Consider the following 17310-nt stretch of genomic DNA (forward strand, 5'->3'; position numbering starts at 1 on the left):
CTAGATCGTGCTAACGAATTCCGTGAGTGCCCGGTAGTAGGGCTCGATCGTGGTGATGTCGACGTACTCCGCCGGGCCGTGCAGGCCGTCGCCGCCGATGCCGAAGATCACCGCGTCGACACCCCGCTGGTAGTAGAAACGGCCGTCCGCGGCGCCGTGTTTGCGGAGGAAGTCGCCGCTGAAGCCCTGGTTCCGTGCGGCTCGTTGCAGCGCGAGGACCTGGGGGCTGTCGTCGGCCGCGTGGTGCGGCGGATCCAGGCGTTCGATGGTCACGGTGACGTCGGGTGCGCAGAGTGACTCCAGGTAGGCGGCGATCTCCTCAAGCGAGTGGCCGGTGAAGTCGGTGTCCTGGGGTGGGTACCGGATGTCCAGCCACGCGGTCGCGTCGGCCGGGACCTGGTTGAGGGCGGTGTTGGACGTGCCGATCCGGGCGACGTTCACCGTGGTGCGCCAGGCCTCGGCGGTGGGGACCGGGTACTTGTCGATCACGTTCTGGATGCTCGTGGTCAGCTTGAGCAGGGCGCTGTCCGCGTTCCACGGGTACGCCGAGTGTCCACTTCGGCCGGTCGCGCGCAGGACCGCGGTGAAGATGCCCTTGGACTCGTTCACCAGACGCAGGCCGCTCTGCTCGCCGATCACCACGAAGTCGGCTGTCACACCGTTTTCCAGCTGGTGGAGCGTGCCGTTGCGGCCGCCCACCTCCTCGTCGGTCACCAGCTGTAAGGCGACCGGGGTGGTCGCCTCCTGGAAGACGAGGGCCTCCACCAGAGCGGCCACCTTCATGTCGTGCGCGCCGCGGGCGTACAGGCGGGAGCCTTCGACGCGGGGCCGGAACTGTTCGTCGCCGGCCGGGACAACATCGAGATGCGCGTTGAGGATCAGCGGGAAGTGCCGGCGGGACGGCCCGGCGTACACCAGGGCGCTCGGCTTGCCGTTCGACGAGAACCGCTCGACCGTGTGCCCGGTCCCGACGAAGTCGAGTACGTACTCCAGCGCCCGGTGCAGTTCGTCGGGCCGGTCGGCGGTGGAGGGGATCGCCAGGAGTTCCTGAGCCTGCGACAACAGTTCCATTGGTCCAACGCTAGGACTAACGTGGCCGGTATGACCACAAGAACCGCCTTGGCGTGCAGCTTCTGCGGCAAGACCGAGAAGGAAGTCGCGAAGCTGGTGGCCGGTCCAGGCGTCTACATCTGCGACGGCTGCGTCCGACTCGCCCACGAGGTCATCCAGGAAGCCGAAGACCAGGAAGCCGACCACTGACCGGATAGACTGGCCGTCCCGCCGCCGCCCGTTCCGCCGCAGGAACATGTGGAGGTCTCTGTGATGGCCAACGACGGCCTGTCCAGAAGGGGTTTCTTCGCCAACGCGGCCGCGATCTCGGCCGGTGTCGCCCTCGCCGCCCCGGCGGCGGGCGAGGCAGCCGCCGACCCGGGCGCGGTGGAGTTCGTCCTCAACGGCAAACCCGTGTCCCTGACCGTCGACCCGAGGGTCACGTTGCTCGACGCGTTGCGGGAACGCCTGCGTCTCACCGGCACCAAGAAAGGCTGCGACCGAGGCCAGTGCGGGGCCTGCACGGTCCATGTCGACGGTAGGCGCGTGGTGTCCTGCCTGACGCTCGCGGCGACCTTGCGCGGCAAACACGTGACCACGATCGAAAGTTTGGCGGACGGCGACCAGTTACATCCCGTACAACAGGCGTTCGTCGACTGTGACGGCCTGCAATGCGGGTTCTGCACACCCGGGCAGATCATGTCCGCGACCGCCGTCATCGCTGAAGGGCACGCGCACACGGACGCCGAGATCCAGGAGGCGATGTCCGGCAACATCTGCCGCTGCGGGGCGTACCCGAACATCGTCGCCGCGATCCGCCAGGCCGGGGGTGCGTGATGCACGGCTTCGACTTCGCCGCCCCGACCACCACCGACCAGGCGTTGGCGCTGGCCGCGGACCGGTCGGCGTTCCTGGCCGGCGGCACCACCCTGGTCGACCTGATGAAACTGGACGTGCTGACCCCGGACCGGGTCATCGACATCAACGACCTGCCTATCCGCGGCATCGTCCGGGACCGCGGCGGGTTGGCGATCGGCGCGTTGGAGCGGATGAGCGATGTCGCCGTCCACCGGGACGTGCGGACGATGTTCCCGGTGATCGCGCAGGCGCTGCTGGCGAGCGCGTCCGGGCAGCTGCGCAACATGGCCAGCATGGGCGGGAACCTGTTGCAGCGCACCAGATGCGACTACTTCCGGGACGTCCACTCGCCGTGCAACAAACGGCAGTCCGGCACTGGCTGTCCCGCGCTGGGCGGCGACAACCGGGGCCACGCGGTTCTCGGTACGAGTGACGCGTGCGTGGCGACGCACGCCTCAGATCTCGCTGTCGCGCTCGTCGCGTTGGACGCACATGTTGTGCTGCAATCGAAGCAGGGCCAACGGGTTGTTCCGCTCATCGAGTTCTACACGTTGCCCGGGGCGACGCCGAGCGTGGAGAACGTCCTCACGCCGGGGGAGTTGGTCACCCGGATCCTGGTGCCGCGGCTGGTGTGGGCGGACAACTCGGCGTACGTGAAAGTCCGGGACCGGCAGTCGTACGAGTTCGCGCTCGCTTCGGCCGCGGTGGCGGCGGACATCGTCGGCGGGACCGTTCAGGAGGCACGGGTCGCGGTCGGCGGCGTGGGCACCAAGCCATGGCGACTCCCTCAGGTCGAGGCGGCGTTACGCGGCAAGCCCGCCAACGAACAAAGCTTCACCGAGGCGGCGAAGCTCGCCGTGCAGGGCGCACGGCCGTTGGCGCACAACGGTTTCAAGGTCATCCTTGTGCAGCGGACCATTGTCCGCGCGTTGATGGGCCTGCGGGGTGTCCGATGATCGGGCAGCCCGCGGACCGCGTCGACGGTCGACTGAAGGTCATCGGCAGCGCTTTGTATGCTGCAGACAATCAGCTGGATCGCCTCGCGTACGGCTACGTCGTCACGAGTACCGTCGCGCGCGGCACGGTCACGAGCATGCAGGTCCCGGACTCACCGGGCGTGCTCGCTGTGTATAGTGTATACAATACGCTGAAGTTGTTTGCATACACTCAGGCGCAGAACGACGAAACGCGGCCACCACTGCAGGACACCACGGTCCGTTACTACGGCCAGATGATCGGGCTGGTGGTGGCGGAGACGTTCGAGCAGGCGCGGGACGCGGCCGCGCTGATCCGCGTCACGTACCAGGAACAGCCGCCGGCCACGTCGTTCCCGAACGGGACACCGGTCAACCCGCCGAGCGGCTCGCCCACGCAGGACGTGCTCGCGCCGGGCGTCCCGTCGATCGACGCGGCGCTGGCGGCCAGCGAGGTGACTGTCCAGGGCGCGTACACCACGTCCGTCAACAACCACAACGCGATGGAACCGCACGCCACTCTCGCCAACTGGATCGGCGACCACCTGGTGATCTACACCGTCAGCCAAGGTGTCCGGCTGGTCACCGCGCGGCTGGCGACCACGCTCGGTGTCGAGCAGGCCAAGATCCACGTGGTGAATCCGTATGTCGGCGGCGGCTTCGGCAACAAGTGGGGCAACTGGGCGCACACCCCGGTCACCGCCGCCGCGGCCCGCGCGCTCGGCCGTCCGGTCAAGACGATCCTGACCAGGGAGCAGACGTTCACGGTCGTCGGCCACCGGCCCGCGTCGCGTCAGTCGGTCTCGTTGGGCGCCAGGAAGGACGGCACGCTCACCGCGATCAAGAACGACGGCGTCTCGGAGATGTCCGTGGCGAGCAACTTCTTCGAGCCGGTGGCGAACCTGTCGGCGACGCTGTACGCCAGCCCGAACATCCACGTCTCCCGTCAGGTCGTCCCGCTGGACGCGCCGCCGACGACGATCATGCGCGCACCCCAGGAGGCCAACGGTTCGTTCGCCCTGGAAAGCGCGATGGACGAACTCGCGCTGAAACTCGGCCTGGATCCATTGGAGCTGCGGAGAAAGAACGACACGGCGGTGAATCCGGGGAACGGCAAGCCCTGGTCGAGCAAGCATCTGGCCGAGTGTTACGACAGGGGCGCTGCGAAGTTCGGCTGGGCCGCGCGAAATCCGCTGCCCGGGTCCGTTGTGGACGGTGACTGGCTGGTGGGGATGGGTATGGCCACCGCGACCTACCCCGCCGGACGCGGTGACGCGTCGATGAAGGTGCGTTTCCATGCCGACGGCACGGTCGTGGTCGCCGGGACAGCGGCCGACCTCGGCACCGGACAGTCCACAGTATTCAGTATCCTCGCTGCGGACCGGCTCGGGATCCCCGTCGACCGGGTCATTCCGCAACTGGGCGACTCGTCGTCGCCAACGGCGGCCAACGCGGGCGGCTCGTCGTCCACGTCCACGAACGGCCCGGCCGTCCAGGTCGCGGCCGACGCGGCGGTGAAAGCACTCGTGCGGTTCGCCGCGCAGTCACCGTTCTTCCGGGCCGCACCGAGCTATTCGGACGGTTCGCTGACGGATGGGACGACGTCGATGACCTTCGGTGCCTTGCTAACGGCCATGGACGTGCCCGCCGTTGAGGCGACCGCGTCCTCGCCGAAGATCAGCGACCCGGTGCACGTCTTCCGGTCGTTCGGGGCGACGTTCTGCGAGGTCCGCGTGAACCGGTGGACCGCTGAGCCACGGGTGACCCGGATGGTGTGCGTGGTGGACGCGGGTCGGGTCGTGAACCCGAAGACCGCGCGCAGTCAGATCGTCGGCGGCCTGATCATGGGCATTGGGCAGGCATTGCTCGAAGAGACCCGGATGGAGGCCGACGGCCGGTTCGCCAACGCCAACCTGGCCGCCTACCTCGTGCCGGTGAACGCCGACACGCCCGTTTTCGACGTCGAGTTCCTGGACTACCCGGACACCCTGCTGAGCCCGTTGGGCGCCAGGGGGATCGGCGAGTTCGGCATAGTCGGCGCGGCTGCGGCGGTCGCCAACGCCGTGTACAACGCGACCGGCAGGCGCATCCGCGACCTGCCGATCACATTGGACAAGTTGCTGTAGCAGGGAATCCGCGCCCGAGGAGGGTTAGTCCTCGTGGTCCTCGGCATAGTCGTCTTCGTCCGCGAGATCGTCGCGCCATGTTCGTGGTGGGACGCGCCCGGCCTGGATCGCCGCGATGATGTCGCGAACCTCCCGTGCGCTGTGCACCTGGACGAGTGTCGGCCAAGGGGCGACGGTGCGTCGACCGAGAAAGCCCTCGCGCCGCGCGGCAATGATCTCGCTGACGAACGTCGAGTCACCGAACTTGATCGTGCCAACCGGTCCGCGTTCGGCCGAGATCATCGGCGGTGGGAGGTCCTTGAGGTAGACGGACCGGACGCGCCGCCTACCCAGGACGATGGTGCTGACCGTCACGCGTCGATCGGTCACCAGGTAGTCGGAACCCAACAAGAACAGGTATCGCGCGATCAGGCGGCCGACCACGAGGTACAGCCCGGCCAGGACGAAGAACCCACCAAAGAGCAGGAAGAACGGTGGGGCACCGGTCCGCGCCGCGGTCGTCTCCCAGAATATGGCGAAGCCACACCACACGATGCTGAACGGCACCAGGAAGATGTCGCCACGGTTGAAGATCGGATAGCGCGAGGGTGAGCCGGTCCAGAGAACCCGCTCACCCTCGTACAAGTCTCCCCCGACGTACGTCACAGCTGGAAACGGTAGCCGACTACGACGGTTGATCGCTATGCCATCACTGGTCCACGAGATCCGAACACTTCTGGGCGTCCGGGTCGTTCGCGCCTTTCGGGACCCAGCGGATGTTCGCGAAGGAGGCTGTGAACGCCCCTTCGGTGTACACCAGGAACGGGGTGTTCACGGCGGTGATGTCCAGGCCTTTGTCCACGAAGCACTGGATGGGGATCTTCACGGTCGTCTTCTGGCCAACCGGCAGGTTCTGCAACAGCTTGGTCGCCACCGTTTCGCCCTGGCACGGGTATGTGCAGTGGGTGCTGATCACGGTTCTGGCCGCGTTCGGCTGGTTGACGATCACGTCGAACTCCAGCGCCGACTGGGCGTTGAGGTATCCGCTGAGGTCTGTGCCGCCGTTGGGGTTCTGCACGTACACCTGGCCGGGGCCGCTGCCGGTCCAAGTGGTCTTCCGACCGTCGCCCTGGACGTTCACGTCCGTCGGGGCCACGGTGATGTTGGTGTGCGCGGCCGTGCCAGTCGGACCGATCTCGGTGCCGCCCCAGTTCTGTGGCGACCCGATGTAGGTCTTCCACGGCGCGATGTCCGCGCGGTTGAACAGTTCCAGGTCGTCGGTGGCGGTGCCACCGCCGCCCGGGGTGCAGCTCGCCGGGGACGTCTCGTCGAGCGGGCCGACGTTGCCGGTCTGCCGGCTGGTCAGCCCGTAGCCCAACGGGAACAGCGGGTCGTAGCCGGGCATCCCGGCGTTCAGCGGGGTCTGGCAGGCGGCGCGCGGCCACGAGTACGACAGCTTGCCGGTGAAGTCGTGCCAGTCGCGGCCGCGTACCAGCATGTCCGCCACGCCTTCGCCTTCGGTGCCGGGCAGGAACCCGGCGACGAACGCGTCGGACCGGTTGATCTCCTTGTTTGTATACAGTAGACGCCCGCTCAGGTATACCGTGACGACCGGGGCGCCCTTGCCGTGCACCTTGTCCAGCACAGTGAAGTCGCCGGGATACAGCTTGGCGGCTTCGAGCGAGCGCTTGCCGATGTCGCCGACACCCTCGGCGTACGGGGTTTCGCCGATGACCGCGATCACGGCGTCGAACTTGGCCGGGTCGACGCCGTCGCCGTTCGCGCTGTAGGTGACGTTCGCGTCACCAAGCGCTTGCTTGAGGCCAGTGAGAACGGTTGTGCCGTGCGGGAAGTCGGTGTTGGTGTTGCCGGTGCCCTGCCAGGTGAGTGTCCAGCCGCCGGTCTGATCGGACATGCTGTCCGCGCTCTTGCCGACCACCAGCACCTTTGACTTCGGGGACAACGGCAGCACCTTGTTGGTGTTCTTCAACAGAACCTGCGACTCGCGCACGGCCTTGCGGGCGACCTGTTTGGCCTGCAACGCGTCCGCCTGCCCGGCGTGCACCCGATCCGACGGCTTCTCGCCGTCCAGGACGCCCGCGCGCAGCTTCACGCGGAGGATCCTCGTGACGGCGTCGTCGATCCGGGACACCGCGATCTGTCCACTCTGGACCTGGGCGACTGTGTTGGCGATGAACGCCTGCCACTCGTTGGGGACCATCACCATGTCGACGCCGGCGTTGATCGCCTGCGGGCAGCTGGCGTTGGTGCAGCCGGTGACCTGGCCGATGGCGTTCCAGTCGGACACCACCAGGCCGTCGAAGCCGATCTTCTGCTTGAGGATGTCGGTGACCACCTTCCGGCTGCCGGTCACCTTGCCCTCGGTGATGCCGAGGTCCGGGTTGGTCCAGCTGTTGAAGGAGATCATCACGGCCTGGGCGCCCGCGGCGAGCGCGCCGTAGTAGCCCTGGCCGTGCAGGTTGATCATGTCGGCCTCGGCATAGGCGTTCACGCCCTGGTCCTTGCCGCCGGTCGTGCCGCCGTCGCCGATGAAGTGCTTGGCGGTCGCGATCACGCCGTCGTCCCGTAGCCGGAAGACGTTGCTGTCCTGCAGGCCGTGCACGGCTTCGTAGCCGTACGCGCGCGTGATCCGTGGGTCCTCGGAGTAGCCCTCGTACGTGCGGCCCCAACGGTCGTCCTGCGGCACGGCCACGGTCGGCCCGAACGCCCAGTCCTGGCCGGTCGCCCGGACCTGCGTCGCGGTCGCCCGGCCGATGTCCCGGATCAGGCACGGGTCGTGCGCCGCGCCGAGACCGATGTTGTGCGGGAAGACCGTGGCGTCGAAGACATTGTTGTTGCCGTGCACGGCGTCGATGCCCCAGATCGCCGGGATGCCGGTGCTGGACTGGGTGGACGCCGTCCAGTAGGCGTCGGCCAGGGTCAGCCAGTCCCGCGGGGTGGCGTGCTTGTCACCGCCCGGCCACGAGCCGCCGCCATTGAGCACGGAACCGATGTTGTACTGCTTGACCTGGTCCGGGGTGATCGCGCTGATCTCCGGCTGGGTCATCTGGCCGATCTTCTCCGGCAGCGTCATGTGGGCGACCATCTGCCGGATCCGCCACTCGTCCCACGGCGTCTTGACCACCTTGCTGCGGACCTGGGGCCAGTCGGCGAGGGTGGGCAACCGGTGTTCGATCTCGGCGCACCCGTGGTCGAAGTCCGGCTGGCCGATCACCGGCTGCCGGCTTGCCGTCCCCGGGTGGGCGGACGCGGACGCCCCGGTCAGCGACAACGCCCCAAGGAGCGCGACCACCGCGCCCTTGGACATGGCTCTCAGATTCATCAGGCGGTCCCGTCTCCGGCAACATCGGCGGCCCGATCCTCACCCCTCGCGGAGACGACGTCAAGAGCCGGATGGAAGCGCTCTCGCCATGGTGTGCGGCTTTCCTTACGCTTGAAAAAATCTACCCGACGACCGCCCGCACGGCCAGCCCGGTGCCGACCAGGAACACCATCGCGCTGGTCACGACCGGCATCACCCTGGTATACCGGCGGATGCGCGGCTCGAACCTGTCCCGTACCTTCACCAACAGCAGACCGGCAACGGTGAGCATGGCCGCCATCCCCAGGCCATAGCCGAGCACAAGCAGAACACCGAACCACGTGCGCCCGAGCGCGATCGCGCCGAGCAGAACGACCAGGGCGGACGGGCTGGGCACCAAGCCACCGGCAATGCCCATCCCGACCAGGCTCACCCGACTGAACCCGCGCCCAGAACGGTGGTCATCGGGATGGCCCTGCTGAGGCTCGTCGCCATGGCCGGGGTCGACGAGATGGCCATGTCCGTGCCGTCGCCAAAGGCTGCGCCGATGCCCGTGCCCGTGCCCGTGCCCGTGGCCGTGGCCGTGGCCGTGCCCATGCCCGTGGCCGTGCCCGTGTCCGTGGGCGGCCTTTCCTTTCAGCGCGGAGCGGACCAGGGCCACGCCGATCCCGGCGATCAACACCCCGCTGGCGATCCCCAGCCAGCGGAGCACGGACTCACCGGCCAGCGCACTGGACACGCTGACCAGCAGGCCGAGGACCAGCACCCCAACCGTGTGGGTGAGGGTGACGGTCGCGCCGACCAGGATCGCGTCCTTCGGTGTTCCCTTGCGGCCGACCAGGTACGCGGCGATCACCGTCTTGCCGTGTCCGGGCAGGGCCGCGTGGGAGGCGCCGAGCACCAGCGACAGCAGGACTGCGAGCACCCCGAGCCACGGTGTGAGGTCGTGCCGGCCGACCAGGTTGTTGAACCACTCGGCGAGCCCGAATCCGCTGCTGACCCCCGGACTCTGGGTCGTTGCCGCGGTACCGGGGCCGGGTTCGGCCCGCATCCGCACCTCCCGGACGTCGAGTGGGGAGGTGAGGAGGTCGTCCGGGTATCGGCGGAGTTCGTCGCTCACGGAGTGGGTGGGCACCGAGGAGTCCAGGGTGACGCCATCTCCGAGAGCAGTGATCTCGTGCCAGCCGACGCGGTCGGCGCGGTAGGTGTCGGCGAAGGTGACCGTCACCGGTCCGCGGATCTCGGCAGGCGCGGTCAGTGTGCAGGTCAGTCGGGTCGTCGGCAGGTCGGCCTGGCCCTTGGGGTGCTCCACTGTCGAGGTGGTCACCGTGAAGGTCAGTGAGCGGGTGTCCACGGTCGCGTGCAGTGATCTGGCCAGCGTTCCGCATTCCTGCGTCGCGTCCAGTGACTTCTCCTGCAGGGTGGGGATTTCCGCAAGGTCCACAACGGACTTCACCGCGACCTGGGATGGGTGCAGCGTGAGGCCGTCGTAGTGGTTGACGCTGAAGTTGCCCAGTGGATGCGCCAGGTAGATCCCGGCCACCAGGGCGGGCAGGAGCATCATCGCGCACCGGCCAGGATGGCCGCCCGGTGGCGGACCACGGTCGGGTTGTGCCAGCCGAGCGAGACCGCTTTGTCCGCGTACGGCAGTGCCTCGGCGTCACGGCCGTTCACGTGCAGTGCCCATGCCATCGCGTCGGCGACGAAAACGCTTTGCCTGCGGGACCATTCGGCCTGGGCTCGGCGCAGGGCCTCGGCTTTGTCGCCATGGTCCGCGGCGATCAACGAGGCGCTGAGGTCGTCGGTCGCGCCTTGCGCCTCCAGCAGGCGTTGCTGCTGGGCGATCAGGGCGAACTGTTGGTCGGCCTCGGCGTCCTTCCCGGCTTTCCGCAGCAGTTCGGCGTATTCGAGAAGGTACTGGGGGAGTGGCGCGCGGGCGACGACCTCGCGGTAGCCGTCCAGGGCCGCGTCGATCTGGCCGTGGGCCGCCGCGACCTTGGCTTTGCCCTGGTGCAGGGCGGGATCCTGCGGGCTCGCCGTCAGGCCCTGGTCGTACTCGTCCGCCGCCGAGTCCACGTTGCCCGCGTTGAACGCGAGTTCGCCGAGGTAGTACCGGCAGAACGCGATCTCGTCCGGCGAAGTCGCCGAGCGCAGGGCGAGTTCCATCGTGTCCTTCGCCCCGGCGTCCTGGCCGTGCAGCTCGAAGTGGTACGACGCACGGGTGAACGCGGCCACGTTCGGTCGAAGGTCCAGCATCCGCTGCACGGCGTCGGCCGCGCCGGCGTCGTCGCCGAGTTGGGTCAACGCGTCCGCGAGGACCCCGTAGACCTCGGCGGTGCTCGGCAGGACGGCCTTGGCCTTGAGCGCCCAGTCCTTGGCGGTGGTGAAGTCGTGCCGGGCGTTGGCCAACGCGCCCATGCCGATCATGGCCGGCCCGTTGCCGTCCGGCTTGACGCTGAGCGACCTTTCCAGGGCGCCCTGGGCTTTTCCGTAGTATGTACTGTCCGCGGTGACCCTGGCAAGCTCCACATAGGACGCCCCGAGCTGGGCCCAGCCGGCCGAGTCGCCCGGCACCCGACGCAGTCGGTCCTGTAACGCGGAAACATTGTCCTGCAGCCGGTTCGGGCGGGCGGCCGGCGTCGCCGCCTGCGGCGTGGGGGTTTGGGTCAGAACCACCGCGACGACGACGATCGCTGCCCCGGCCAGCAGGGTCAGGAAGATCTTCATGGTGACACCTCCGGTTTTTCGCGCGCGGGAGGCTGGAGGCGCGGATCGGGCCGCGCCTCCAGGCTTGGTGGTGCGGTGATTACGAGACTGCGCTGTGCCGCGGCCGGGACTGGCGCCTACGCCACATCCACGCGCCGCCGCCGATCAGGCCGAGGGCACCAGCCGCGCCGGCGATCGCCGGACCGAAGGAGCTGTCACCCGTCACGTTCGCGCTGGGCGCGACGTTGGCCGACGTGGTCTGCGAGTTCACGGCTGAGTCGTGCGGCAGTGCCACGTAAGGGAACTTCGTGTCGAACGGAACGTCATTGGCGTCCACTTTGTCCCCGGCGGCGAGCGCGTCGACGATCTTCCCGGTCTGCGCGGCGCCTTCCAGCGCCTGCAGTTCGATGTCCACCACGTCGTCGGTGAGCCTGCGGCCGTTCGGGAAGCCCTGCAGGTCACCGTCGAGCACGCCGAGCCGTTTCGGTTGTGCGGCCGGCGCGATGGACATGTTGAGCCGCAACATCTCCGACGGGACGAACCGCTTCGCCTGGACGTCCGCGTTGTTCAGCTGCGAGTTGAGGTCCGCCTTGATCGGTCCGCCGGCCTTGGTGGTGATGCCGGTCAGGAAGATCTCCACCAGGTCGTTGCGCGGAGTGGCGGGCGCCTTGACGCCGTAGATCGACTCGATCAGCCTGGGCACCTCCGGGTTGGTCACCCGGTCCAGCAACGGTTTGACGGTGCCGTCCTTGTCCGGGGTCAGCCCGTTGAACGCGTCCTTCAGGTCGTTCGACGAGACCACCTCGTTGACCAGCGGGTTGCCCAACCGGGACACCTGCACGTACGGACCCTCGGGCTTGGCCTGGCCGGGGGACAGGCGCAGGGACCGGCGTTCGGTGTCGCTCCAGACCCCGACCACCGGGTTGCGGTTGGCGTCGCCCTTCAGTGCCAGTTCCTTCTTGGGCACCTGCAGGACGATCGTGTTCACGTTGTAGCCGCGCAACGTGTCCTGGCCGACCTCCTGCAGCTTTCCGCCGTACAGGAAGTCGAACACCCGCAGTTCGAGGAAGAACGGGTCGTCGGCCGGTCCGACGTAGCTCAGGCCGCCGCCGGGGAACTTGGTGATCGCCTGGTCGCGCAGCGTGCGGAAGTCCGGCATGCTGGCCGGGCCCACATCGGACGGTGCCACCCTGCCCTTGCGCACCACGGTCTTGTTGCGGCCTTCGTAGTCCCAGACCTCCAGTTTGTAGTTCTGCCGGAACAACAGGTTCGGGTCGTCGAGCGAGGTGACGGGACCGTTGTTGTACAGGAAGGTCTTGCCGTCCCGCCGGTCGTCCGTCTCGAACGTCCACCGGTAGGTGAGGTCCGGTTTGGCGTCGCCGTCGTTGTCGAAGTTGATGTCGAAGTGCGCGTCGGTGGGCCATGGGTAGAAGTTGGGGCCGCCATTCGGCTCCTGCAGGCCGAACCAGTTGGCCACCACCGTGACCGTGTCCGGGTTGTCCGGGCTGACGAACGCGTACACGTCGGTGTTGTCCGCGCCGGGATCAGCCGCGATCAGTGGCGCCTCACGGTGGCTGGACGCGCTCGCCGAACCCGGAACGAGGCCGGTCAGTGCCGTGCCCAGCACCAGCGCGCCAGTCACCACCAGTGGCTTTGCTCTGCCACGTAAGGAATGCATGGTTTCCTCCCCGCGCCCGCGTCGCTGGCGGGCGCACCAGATGTTCGGCGCGCCCGGTGGGGAGGATTGGCGGCTATCTGAACCTGATGACCGCGACCCCGGCCAACACGAAGAACACCAACACGATCATCGTGCCGCTGTTGGATCCGGTCGAGCTGGTCACGACCTGGTCGACCAACCCGGTCAGCACGATGCCGCAACTCGCGGTGACCAGGTGCCGGCCCGCTTCGATCCGGGTGAACTGCACGGGCGCGGAGAACGTGCCGTCGGTCTGCGCGACCGCCCGGCCCACCTGATCCCGGCCGGACGTCAGGGTGACCGACGATCCCGGTACGCATCCTTTGCCGGAGGCGGAAAGTGGATCACCTGGGCCGATGCTCGGATGGTCGAGCACCAGGTCGCCGCCGGATCCGGTGGACACCGGGGTGTCCACGATGGACGAACTCGGGTCGCCGGTGGGCGGTGGCGTGTCCGTGGTGGGCGGGGTGGAGCTGGTGACCGGGGGTTTGCTCGTGGACGGCCGGCCCGTGACGGGCGGGTTCGTGACCGGTGGCTGGGACACCGACGTGGTGACTGGCGGGTCGCTGGTGACCGGTGTGGTCGGGTTGCCGGGTACCGTGAATGTCGCGCTGGCGGTTAGTTTCGTGCAGTTTCCAATAGGGACGCTCGCGGTGATCGTGTACGTGCCCGGCTTGGCCGACGCGGGCACGGTCGTGGTGACCGATCCAGTTGGCTCCGGGCCACCGGGTGACCGCGCCAGGAACGTGCCGGCCCAGGTGAAGTCGATGTACCGGCAGGCGGGCCGGAAGTCCGACCAGCCGATGGTGAACACGCTGCCCGCGGGCCCGGTGTTGGGCTTGAGGAAGATGGCGGGATGGGGCGGCTGGGCACTGGTCGTCTGGGCCGGCGCGGCGGGTGCCGCGGCCAACGCGACGGCCGCACCCGCGGCCAGGCCGGCGAGCACCCGCGACACCGTTCTCATGGTTACCTCAATCGCCGTGTTACGGGAGACCCTAACTCGCACGTTGTAGCATCCCCTACCAGTCATCTCACTCGACCACACGGGATACCCATGAGACGCGTGATTGCGGCGATGGTTGCGCTCGCGGCTTGTGCCGTGATGTCCGTCGGTTCGCCGGCGGCGGCCAGCGACATGTTGCAGATCTCGGTGAGCCTCAACGGCACCAGCGCCGACGGAAACACCGTCACGATCGACCCGGGGAAGCCGGCCGAGCTGACCGTGGTCGCGACCAACGACTCCAGTGGCGTCGTCCGGGTGCGCAGCGTGCGGGTGACTGGTGTGGCGTTGGCGCTCACCTTCTTCTCCTATGACACGACAATGCCGTTCGACGTGCCCGCGCACAGCAAGGTGACCCGGACCCTCGTGCTGGACTTCGGCGACCTCGGCGGGCAGGCGATCGGCCTGCTGCCGACCACGGTCGAAGTCGTCGGCGGGCAACGGGACGTGCTCGCCAGCACGGATACGGTCAGCGATGTACGCGGTACATTGTGGTCTGTATACGGTATGTTCGGCCTGGCGCTGCTCGTCCTCACAGTTCTCGCGTGGCTCACGGCGTTCATCGCCATGGCCCGGCATCGGCTGTCACCGAACCGGTGGCGACGGGCGCTGCGCTTCCTGTCGGCCGGTGTCGGGACCGGACTCGTCGCGGTCATCACGTTGTCCGTGCTGCGGCTCGTGCCGCCCGCGCCTGCCATCGAGATCCCGGTCGTGCTCGGCGCCGCGGCCATCGGCCTGCTGCTCGGCTACCTGACACCGCATCCCGCGCCGCCGCCACCGCCGTCCACAAGGGATGATGATCCCACGATTGCCATGCACACCCAGCGGTTCGACCACACCACCCAGGAATTCGCGTGACCGCGCCGCTGAGCATGGTCAACGCCCTGCCGCAGTACGCGATCGGGGACAAGATCGGCGAAGGCGGCATGGGCGTGGTGTTCGCGGGAGTTCACCGCTCGTTGGGCCGGCACGTTGCTATCAAACAGTTGCCGCATGAGGTCTCGGACCGGGCTGAAGCGAGCAGCAAGTTCGACCGCGAGGCACGGGTGCTGGCGAGCTTGGACCACCCGCACATCGTGCCGGTCTACGACTATGTGCAGAACCTGCTGGTGATGGAGAAGCTTGACGGCGGGACCGTGTCCGACAGGTTTCATGCCGGCCGGATCAATCCCGAACAGGCGTGCGCGATCACCCTCGCGATGCTCGCCGGCCTGCACGCCGCCCATCTCGCCGGCGTGCTCCATCTGGACGTCAAACCGAAAAACCTGCTGTTCAACAGCAACGGCGTGGTGAAAGTTGCGGACTTCGGCATCGCGCGCGTGATAAGTGAAGGCGCCACCCTGGTCACGCACAGCGGCGAAGTGGTTGGCACACCGGCGTATATCGCGCCCGAGCAGGCGTCGGGCTCGGCGCTGGGCCCGGCCGCCGACGTCTACTCGGCCGGTACGGTCCTTTACGAACTGCTGAGCGGGGAGATCCCGTTCGACCGGACCCGCGGCGGGCTGGCGTTGATGCGGCAGCACATGTTCGCCGACCCCAAGCCGATCCAGCGGGTGCCCGAGCTGCTCGCGTCGGTGGTGATGCGCGGTGTGGCCCGCGAGCAGCACGACCGGTATCGCGAGGCGGAGTCGTTCGCGGTCGACCTCGCCACGGCCGCGACGACCGTGTTCGGGCAGGGATGGCTGGAACGATCCGGAATCCCGGTGCTGCACCTGACTCCTCGCGTGCTGTCCGCGTTGAGCGGGACGACCGCGCCCGGCACGTACCGCGACGGCGCCACCGTGGTCACGCCGAAGCCGCCGGCCGCCGACCCGACGTTGGTCGGCCGGCCCCGGCCGGTCACGGTTCGGCGACGCCCGCTGATCCCCGGGCTGGTCGCGGGGGTGGCGTTGGTTGCCGTGTTCGTGGTCGCCTTCCTGTCGCCGGCCGTGCTGCCGCATTCGTTCGTGACTCCGGTGTCTGTCGCGGGAGCGCCGGCCACCGGCCCGGCCACCGTCGATCTCAGCAAACCGCTGGAGGTCACTGGCAGAGGCTCAGTGGAGGGGCCGGTCGAAGTGAGCCTGGCGGGCGCGTCGGTGCCGTTGAGTTCCGCCACCCGCGCCGCGAATCCGGGTGGAGGTGGGAGTTTCAGCGCGCAGGTGGAGATGCCGGCCATCACGCGGTGGATCGTCGGCGGGGCCGTCACCGGGTCGGTCAGCTGGACCGAGGTGGACGGTTCGCGGGTGGTGCAGGACTTCACGTTGGTGACACAGCAGCACCCACTGGCGAGCGCGATGGGCACAGGGAGCCTGTTGCTGGCGTTGTTCGCGTTGGCGTACTTGGAATCCACCATGCGAACGTTGCGTCGGGGCTACCGGCGGCCGGCGGCGCGGTACACCTCGTCGATCCTCGGCGCGCTGTTCGGGCTGGCGGCGTGGCTGTTCGTCTCGGTGATGGCCGTACACGAGCCGTCGCTCTGGTACGGGATCGGATGTGCTGTGGCCGGGGCGGTCGGCGCGTCGTTCGCGATCGCCGCTACCGAGCGACGCGCAGCGCTTCGGACAGACTGATCAGCTGCTCCACGTCGGCGTCCAGACCGTCCCGCTCGGGAATCGCCACCGGGACCGCCTGCTGGGAGGCCTGTTCGTGGTCCGTCCTCAGCGCGGTCTTCAGCGCCACCGCGAGTTCCTCGTCACCGTCGAGATACGGGCTGATCCGCACGAGACCGTCCCGGCATTCAATCACCCGCCGGTAGTAGCGGCGGTGTACACCGCCCACGCCGGGAACGCGATGCAGTGCGTCCTCAGGGAATCTGGCGTTCAAGTGTGTCCACAGTGGACCAAGCCGCTGGTAGGACCGGAGGTGGTGCCGCCAGACGCGGAACGCGGCCAGTTGGGTCATCGCGGCCGGGAACGTCACCCCGATCAGGCACAGCACGATGCCGGGCAGCAGGAACAACACCGCGCCGTAGAAGCCCAGTGTGGTCTCGGCGGACCCGTCCAGGGACGGCGCGGCGTCGCCGCCGTTCCACCGGATGACGATCGCCGGGACGAAGAAACAGTCCGCGATCACGATGCCGGCCAGGCCGACCGACGCGATCCGCAGGCCGAGAGCGAGGCGGCGATGCGCCGTGCGGGCGAACCGCAGGGCCCAGATGCCGGTGGCGGCGAACCCGAACGCCATATAGACGTCGGCTGTTATCCAGAATGCGGCGACGCTCGTGACGGTGTATTCCTTGGTGCGCACGCCGTCCGGGATCAACGTCGTCGTGACGGTCAGGATCGTGACCGCGACCGCGAGCGGGACCAGGAACAGCCATGTCCGCCGCCACGCCTGTTTTGCCGGCAATGCGGAGAACAGGAAGAAGGAGATCAGGCAGTTCACCCCGAGCAGCAACACTCCATACTGGACCAGACGGGAAACCGCCGGCGGTATACCAAGAATCACGGTGTTGTGGTCCGCGGCGAGTCCCAACGGGAACGCCAGCGCCCAGCACCCCACCAAGCCGGTCATCGCCCACAGGGGCAGGTTGTCGGGCGTTTGTCGTAACCGGGCGGCCATCCACAGCAGCACAAGCAAAGATCCGATTCCATATGCCACCAGCAGCGGGGTCACGGTTG

Annotated in this window: 14 protein-coding genes; 6 read left to right on the forward strand and 8 right to left on the reverse strand. The window is 68.0% G+C overall.

The annotated features are described in order from the left end of the window. Complete coding sequence (locus EV192_RS34925; protein WP_132122856.1) at nucleotides 1–1071, reverse strand: M20 family metallopeptidase; 1071 nt, start codon at nucleotides 1069–1071, stop codon at nucleotides 1–3. Between the two features lie 30 nt (nucleotides 1072–1101). On the opposite strand from EV192_RS34925, the gene EV192_RS34930 reads away from it, so the two are divergent. The 4 genes from EV192_RS34930 (at nucleotide 1102) to EV192_RS34945 (ending at nucleotide 5008) form a co-directional block, all read left to right on the forward strand. Further along, nucleotides 1102–1260 carry a ClpX C4-type zinc finger protein gene (locus EV192_RS34930; RefSeq protein ID WP_132122857.1) on the forward strand — a complete coding sequence of 53 codons (159 nt, stop codon included), beginning with the start codon at nucleotides 1102–1104 and terminating at the stop codon, nucleotides 1258–1260. Between the two features lie 63 nt (nucleotides 1261–1323). Then, nucleotides 1324–1887 (forward strand): (2Fe-2S)-binding protein, encoded by a 564-nt coding sequence (locus EV192_RS34935; RefSeq protein ID WP_132122858.1) that lies wholly within the window; start codon nucleotides 1324–1326, stop codon nucleotides 1885–1887. Further along, on the forward strand, nucleotides 1887–2864 hold the full coding sequence (locus EV192_RS34940) for an FAD binding domain-containing protein (RefSeq protein ID WP_132122859.1): 978 nt from the start codon (nucleotides 1887–1889) through the stop codon (nucleotides 2862–2864). Before EV192_RS34935 ends, EV192_RS34940 begins: the two co-directional genes overlap by 1 nt. Next, complete coding sequence (locus EV192_RS34945) at nucleotides 2861–5008, forward strand: xanthine dehydrogenase family protein molybdopterin-binding subunit (RefSeq protein WP_132122860.1); 2148 nt, start codon at nucleotides 2861–2863, stop codon at nucleotides 5006–5008. The genes EV192_RS34940 and EV192_RS34945 overlap by 4 nt, the downstream gene beginning before the upstream one ends. Nucleotides 5009–5032: 24 nt before the next feature. Here the strand turns inward: EV192_RS34945 and EV192_RS34950 are convergent, their stop codons facing one another. The 6 genes from EV192_RS34950 to EV192_RS56260 all read right to left on the reverse strand — a co-directional run bounded on the left by EV192_RS34950 (nucleotide 5033) and on the right by EV192_RS56260 (nucleotide 13675). After that, nucleotides 5033–5653, reverse strand: coding sequence for a hypothetical protein (locus EV192_RS34950; RefSeq protein ID WP_132122861.1), 621 nt, complete (start codon nucleotides 5651–5653; stop codon nucleotides 5033–5035). Nucleotides 5654–5696: 43 nt separating this feature from the next. Further along, nucleotides 5697–8330, reverse strand: coding sequence for a glycoside hydrolase family 3 protein (locus EV192_RS34955; RefSeq protein ID WP_132122862.1), 2634 nt, complete (start codon nucleotides 8328–8330; stop codon nucleotides 5697–5699). Nucleotides 8331–8451: 121 nt separating this feature from the next. Next, the gene (locus tag EV192_RS56965; RefSeq protein WP_132123027.1) at nucleotides 8452–9870 is read right to left on the reverse strand and encodes a nickel/cobalt transporter; all 1419 of its coding nucleotides are present in this window, start codon (nucleotides 9868–9870) and stop codon (nucleotides 8452–8454) included. Continuing rightward, nucleotides 9870–11036 carry a tetratricopeptide repeat protein gene (locus tag EV192_RS34965; protein ID WP_132122863.1) on the reverse strand — a complete coding sequence of 389 codons (1167 nt, stop codon included), beginning with the start codon at nucleotides 11034–11036 and terminating at the stop codon, nucleotides 9870–9872. The genes EV192_RS56965 and EV192_RS34965 overlap by 1 nt, the downstream gene beginning before the upstream one ends. Nucleotides 11037–11115: 79 nt before the next feature. Continuing rightward, nucleotides 11116–12693 carry a DUF4331 domain-containing protein gene (locus EV192_RS34970; RefSeq protein ID WP_132122864.1) on the reverse strand — a complete coding sequence of 526 codons (1578 nt, stop codon included), beginning with the start codon at nucleotides 12691–12693 and terminating at the stop codon, nucleotides 11116–11118. Between the two features lie 73 nt (nucleotides 12694–12766). Next, nucleotides 12767–13675: a hypothetical protein gene (locus EV192_RS56260; protein WP_243727263.1), complete on the reverse strand. Its 909-nt coding sequence runs from the start codon at nucleotides 13673–13675 to the stop codon at nucleotides 12767–12769. A gap of 90 nt (nucleotides 13676–13765) precedes the next feature. On the opposite strand from EV192_RS56260, the gene EV192_RS34980 reads away from it, so the two are divergent. Both EV192_RS34980 and EV192_RS34985 read left to right on the forward strand, forming a co-directional pair. Beyond that, nucleotides 13766–14569: a hypothetical protein gene (locus EV192_RS34980; RefSeq protein ID WP_132122865.1), complete on the forward strand. Its 804-nt coding sequence runs from the start codon at nucleotides 13766–13768 to the stop codon at nucleotides 14567–14569. Next, on the forward strand, nucleotides 14566–16260 hold the full coding sequence (locus EV192_RS34985) for a serine/threonine-protein kinase (RefSeq protein ID WP_132122866.1): 1695 nt from the start codon (nucleotides 14566–14568) through the stop codon (nucleotides 16258–16260). The genes EV192_RS34980 and EV192_RS34985 overlap by 4 nt, the downstream gene beginning before the upstream one ends. On the opposite strand, the gene EV192_RS34990 is transcribed toward EV192_RS34985, so the two are convergent. After that, nucleotides 16226–17305, reverse strand: a complete 1080-nt coding sequence (locus tag EV192_RS34990; RefSeq protein ID WP_132122867.1) for an MAB_1171c family putative transporter — start codon at nucleotides 17303–17305, stop codon at nucleotides 16226–16228. The two genes, EV192_RS34985 and EV192_RS34990, sit on opposite strands and share 35 nt — an antisense overlap. Nucleotides 17306–17310: the final 5 nt, after the last annotated feature.

This window comes from Actinocrispum wychmicini, assembly GCF_004345645.1.
Classification (GTDB): Bacteria; Actinomycetota; Actinomycetes; order Mycobacteriales; family Pseudonocardiaceae; genus Kibdelosporangium; species Kibdelosporangium wychmicini.

Bases quoted from the DNA above. Each gene is read 5' to 3' on its own strand.
- EV192_RS34925 (WP_132122856.1), bottom strand. From the start codon at position 1,071: ATGGAACTGTTGTCGCAGGCTCAGGAACTCCTGGCGATCCCCTCCACC.
- EV192_RS34930 (WP_132122857.1), top strand. From the start codon at position 1,102: ATGACCACAAGAACCGCCTTGGCGTGCAGCTTCTGCGGCAAGACCGAG.
- EV192_RS34935 (WP_132122858.1), top strand. From the start codon at position 1,324: ATGGCCAACGACGGCCTGTCCAGAAGGGGTTTCTTCGCCAACGCGGCC.
- EV192_RS34940 (WP_132122859.1), top strand. From the start codon at position 1,887: ATGCACGGCTTCGACTTCGCCGCCCCGACCACCACCGACCAGGCGTTG.
- EV192_RS34945 (WP_132122860.1), top strand. From the start codon at position 2,861: ATGATCGGGCAGCCCGCGGACCGCGTCGACGGTCGACTGAAGGTCATC.
- EV192_RS34955 (WP_132122862.1), bottom strand. From the start codon at position 8,330: ATGAATCTGAGAGCCATGTCCAAGGGCGCGGTGGTCGCGCTCCTTGGG.
- EV192_RS56965 (WP_132123027.1), bottom strand. From the start codon at position 9,870: ATGCTCCTGCCCGCCCTGGTGGCCGGGATCTACCTGGCGCATCCACTG.
- EV192_RS34965 (WP_132122863.1), bottom strand. From the start codon at position 11,036: ATGAAGATCTTCCTGACCCTGCTGGCCGGGGCAGCGATCGTCGTCGTC.
- EV192_RS34970 (WP_132122864.1), bottom strand. From the start codon at position 12,693: ATGCATTCCTTACGTGGCAGAGCAAAGCCACTGGTGGTGACTGGCGCG.
- EV192_RS56260 (WP_243727263.1), bottom strand. From the start codon at position 13,675: ATGAGAACGGTGTCGCGGGTGCTCGCCGGCCTGGCCGCGGGTGCGGCC.
- EV192_RS34980 (WP_132122865.1), top strand. From the start codon at position 13,766: ATGAGACGCGTGATTGCGGCGATGGTTGCGCTCGCGGCTTGTGCCGTG.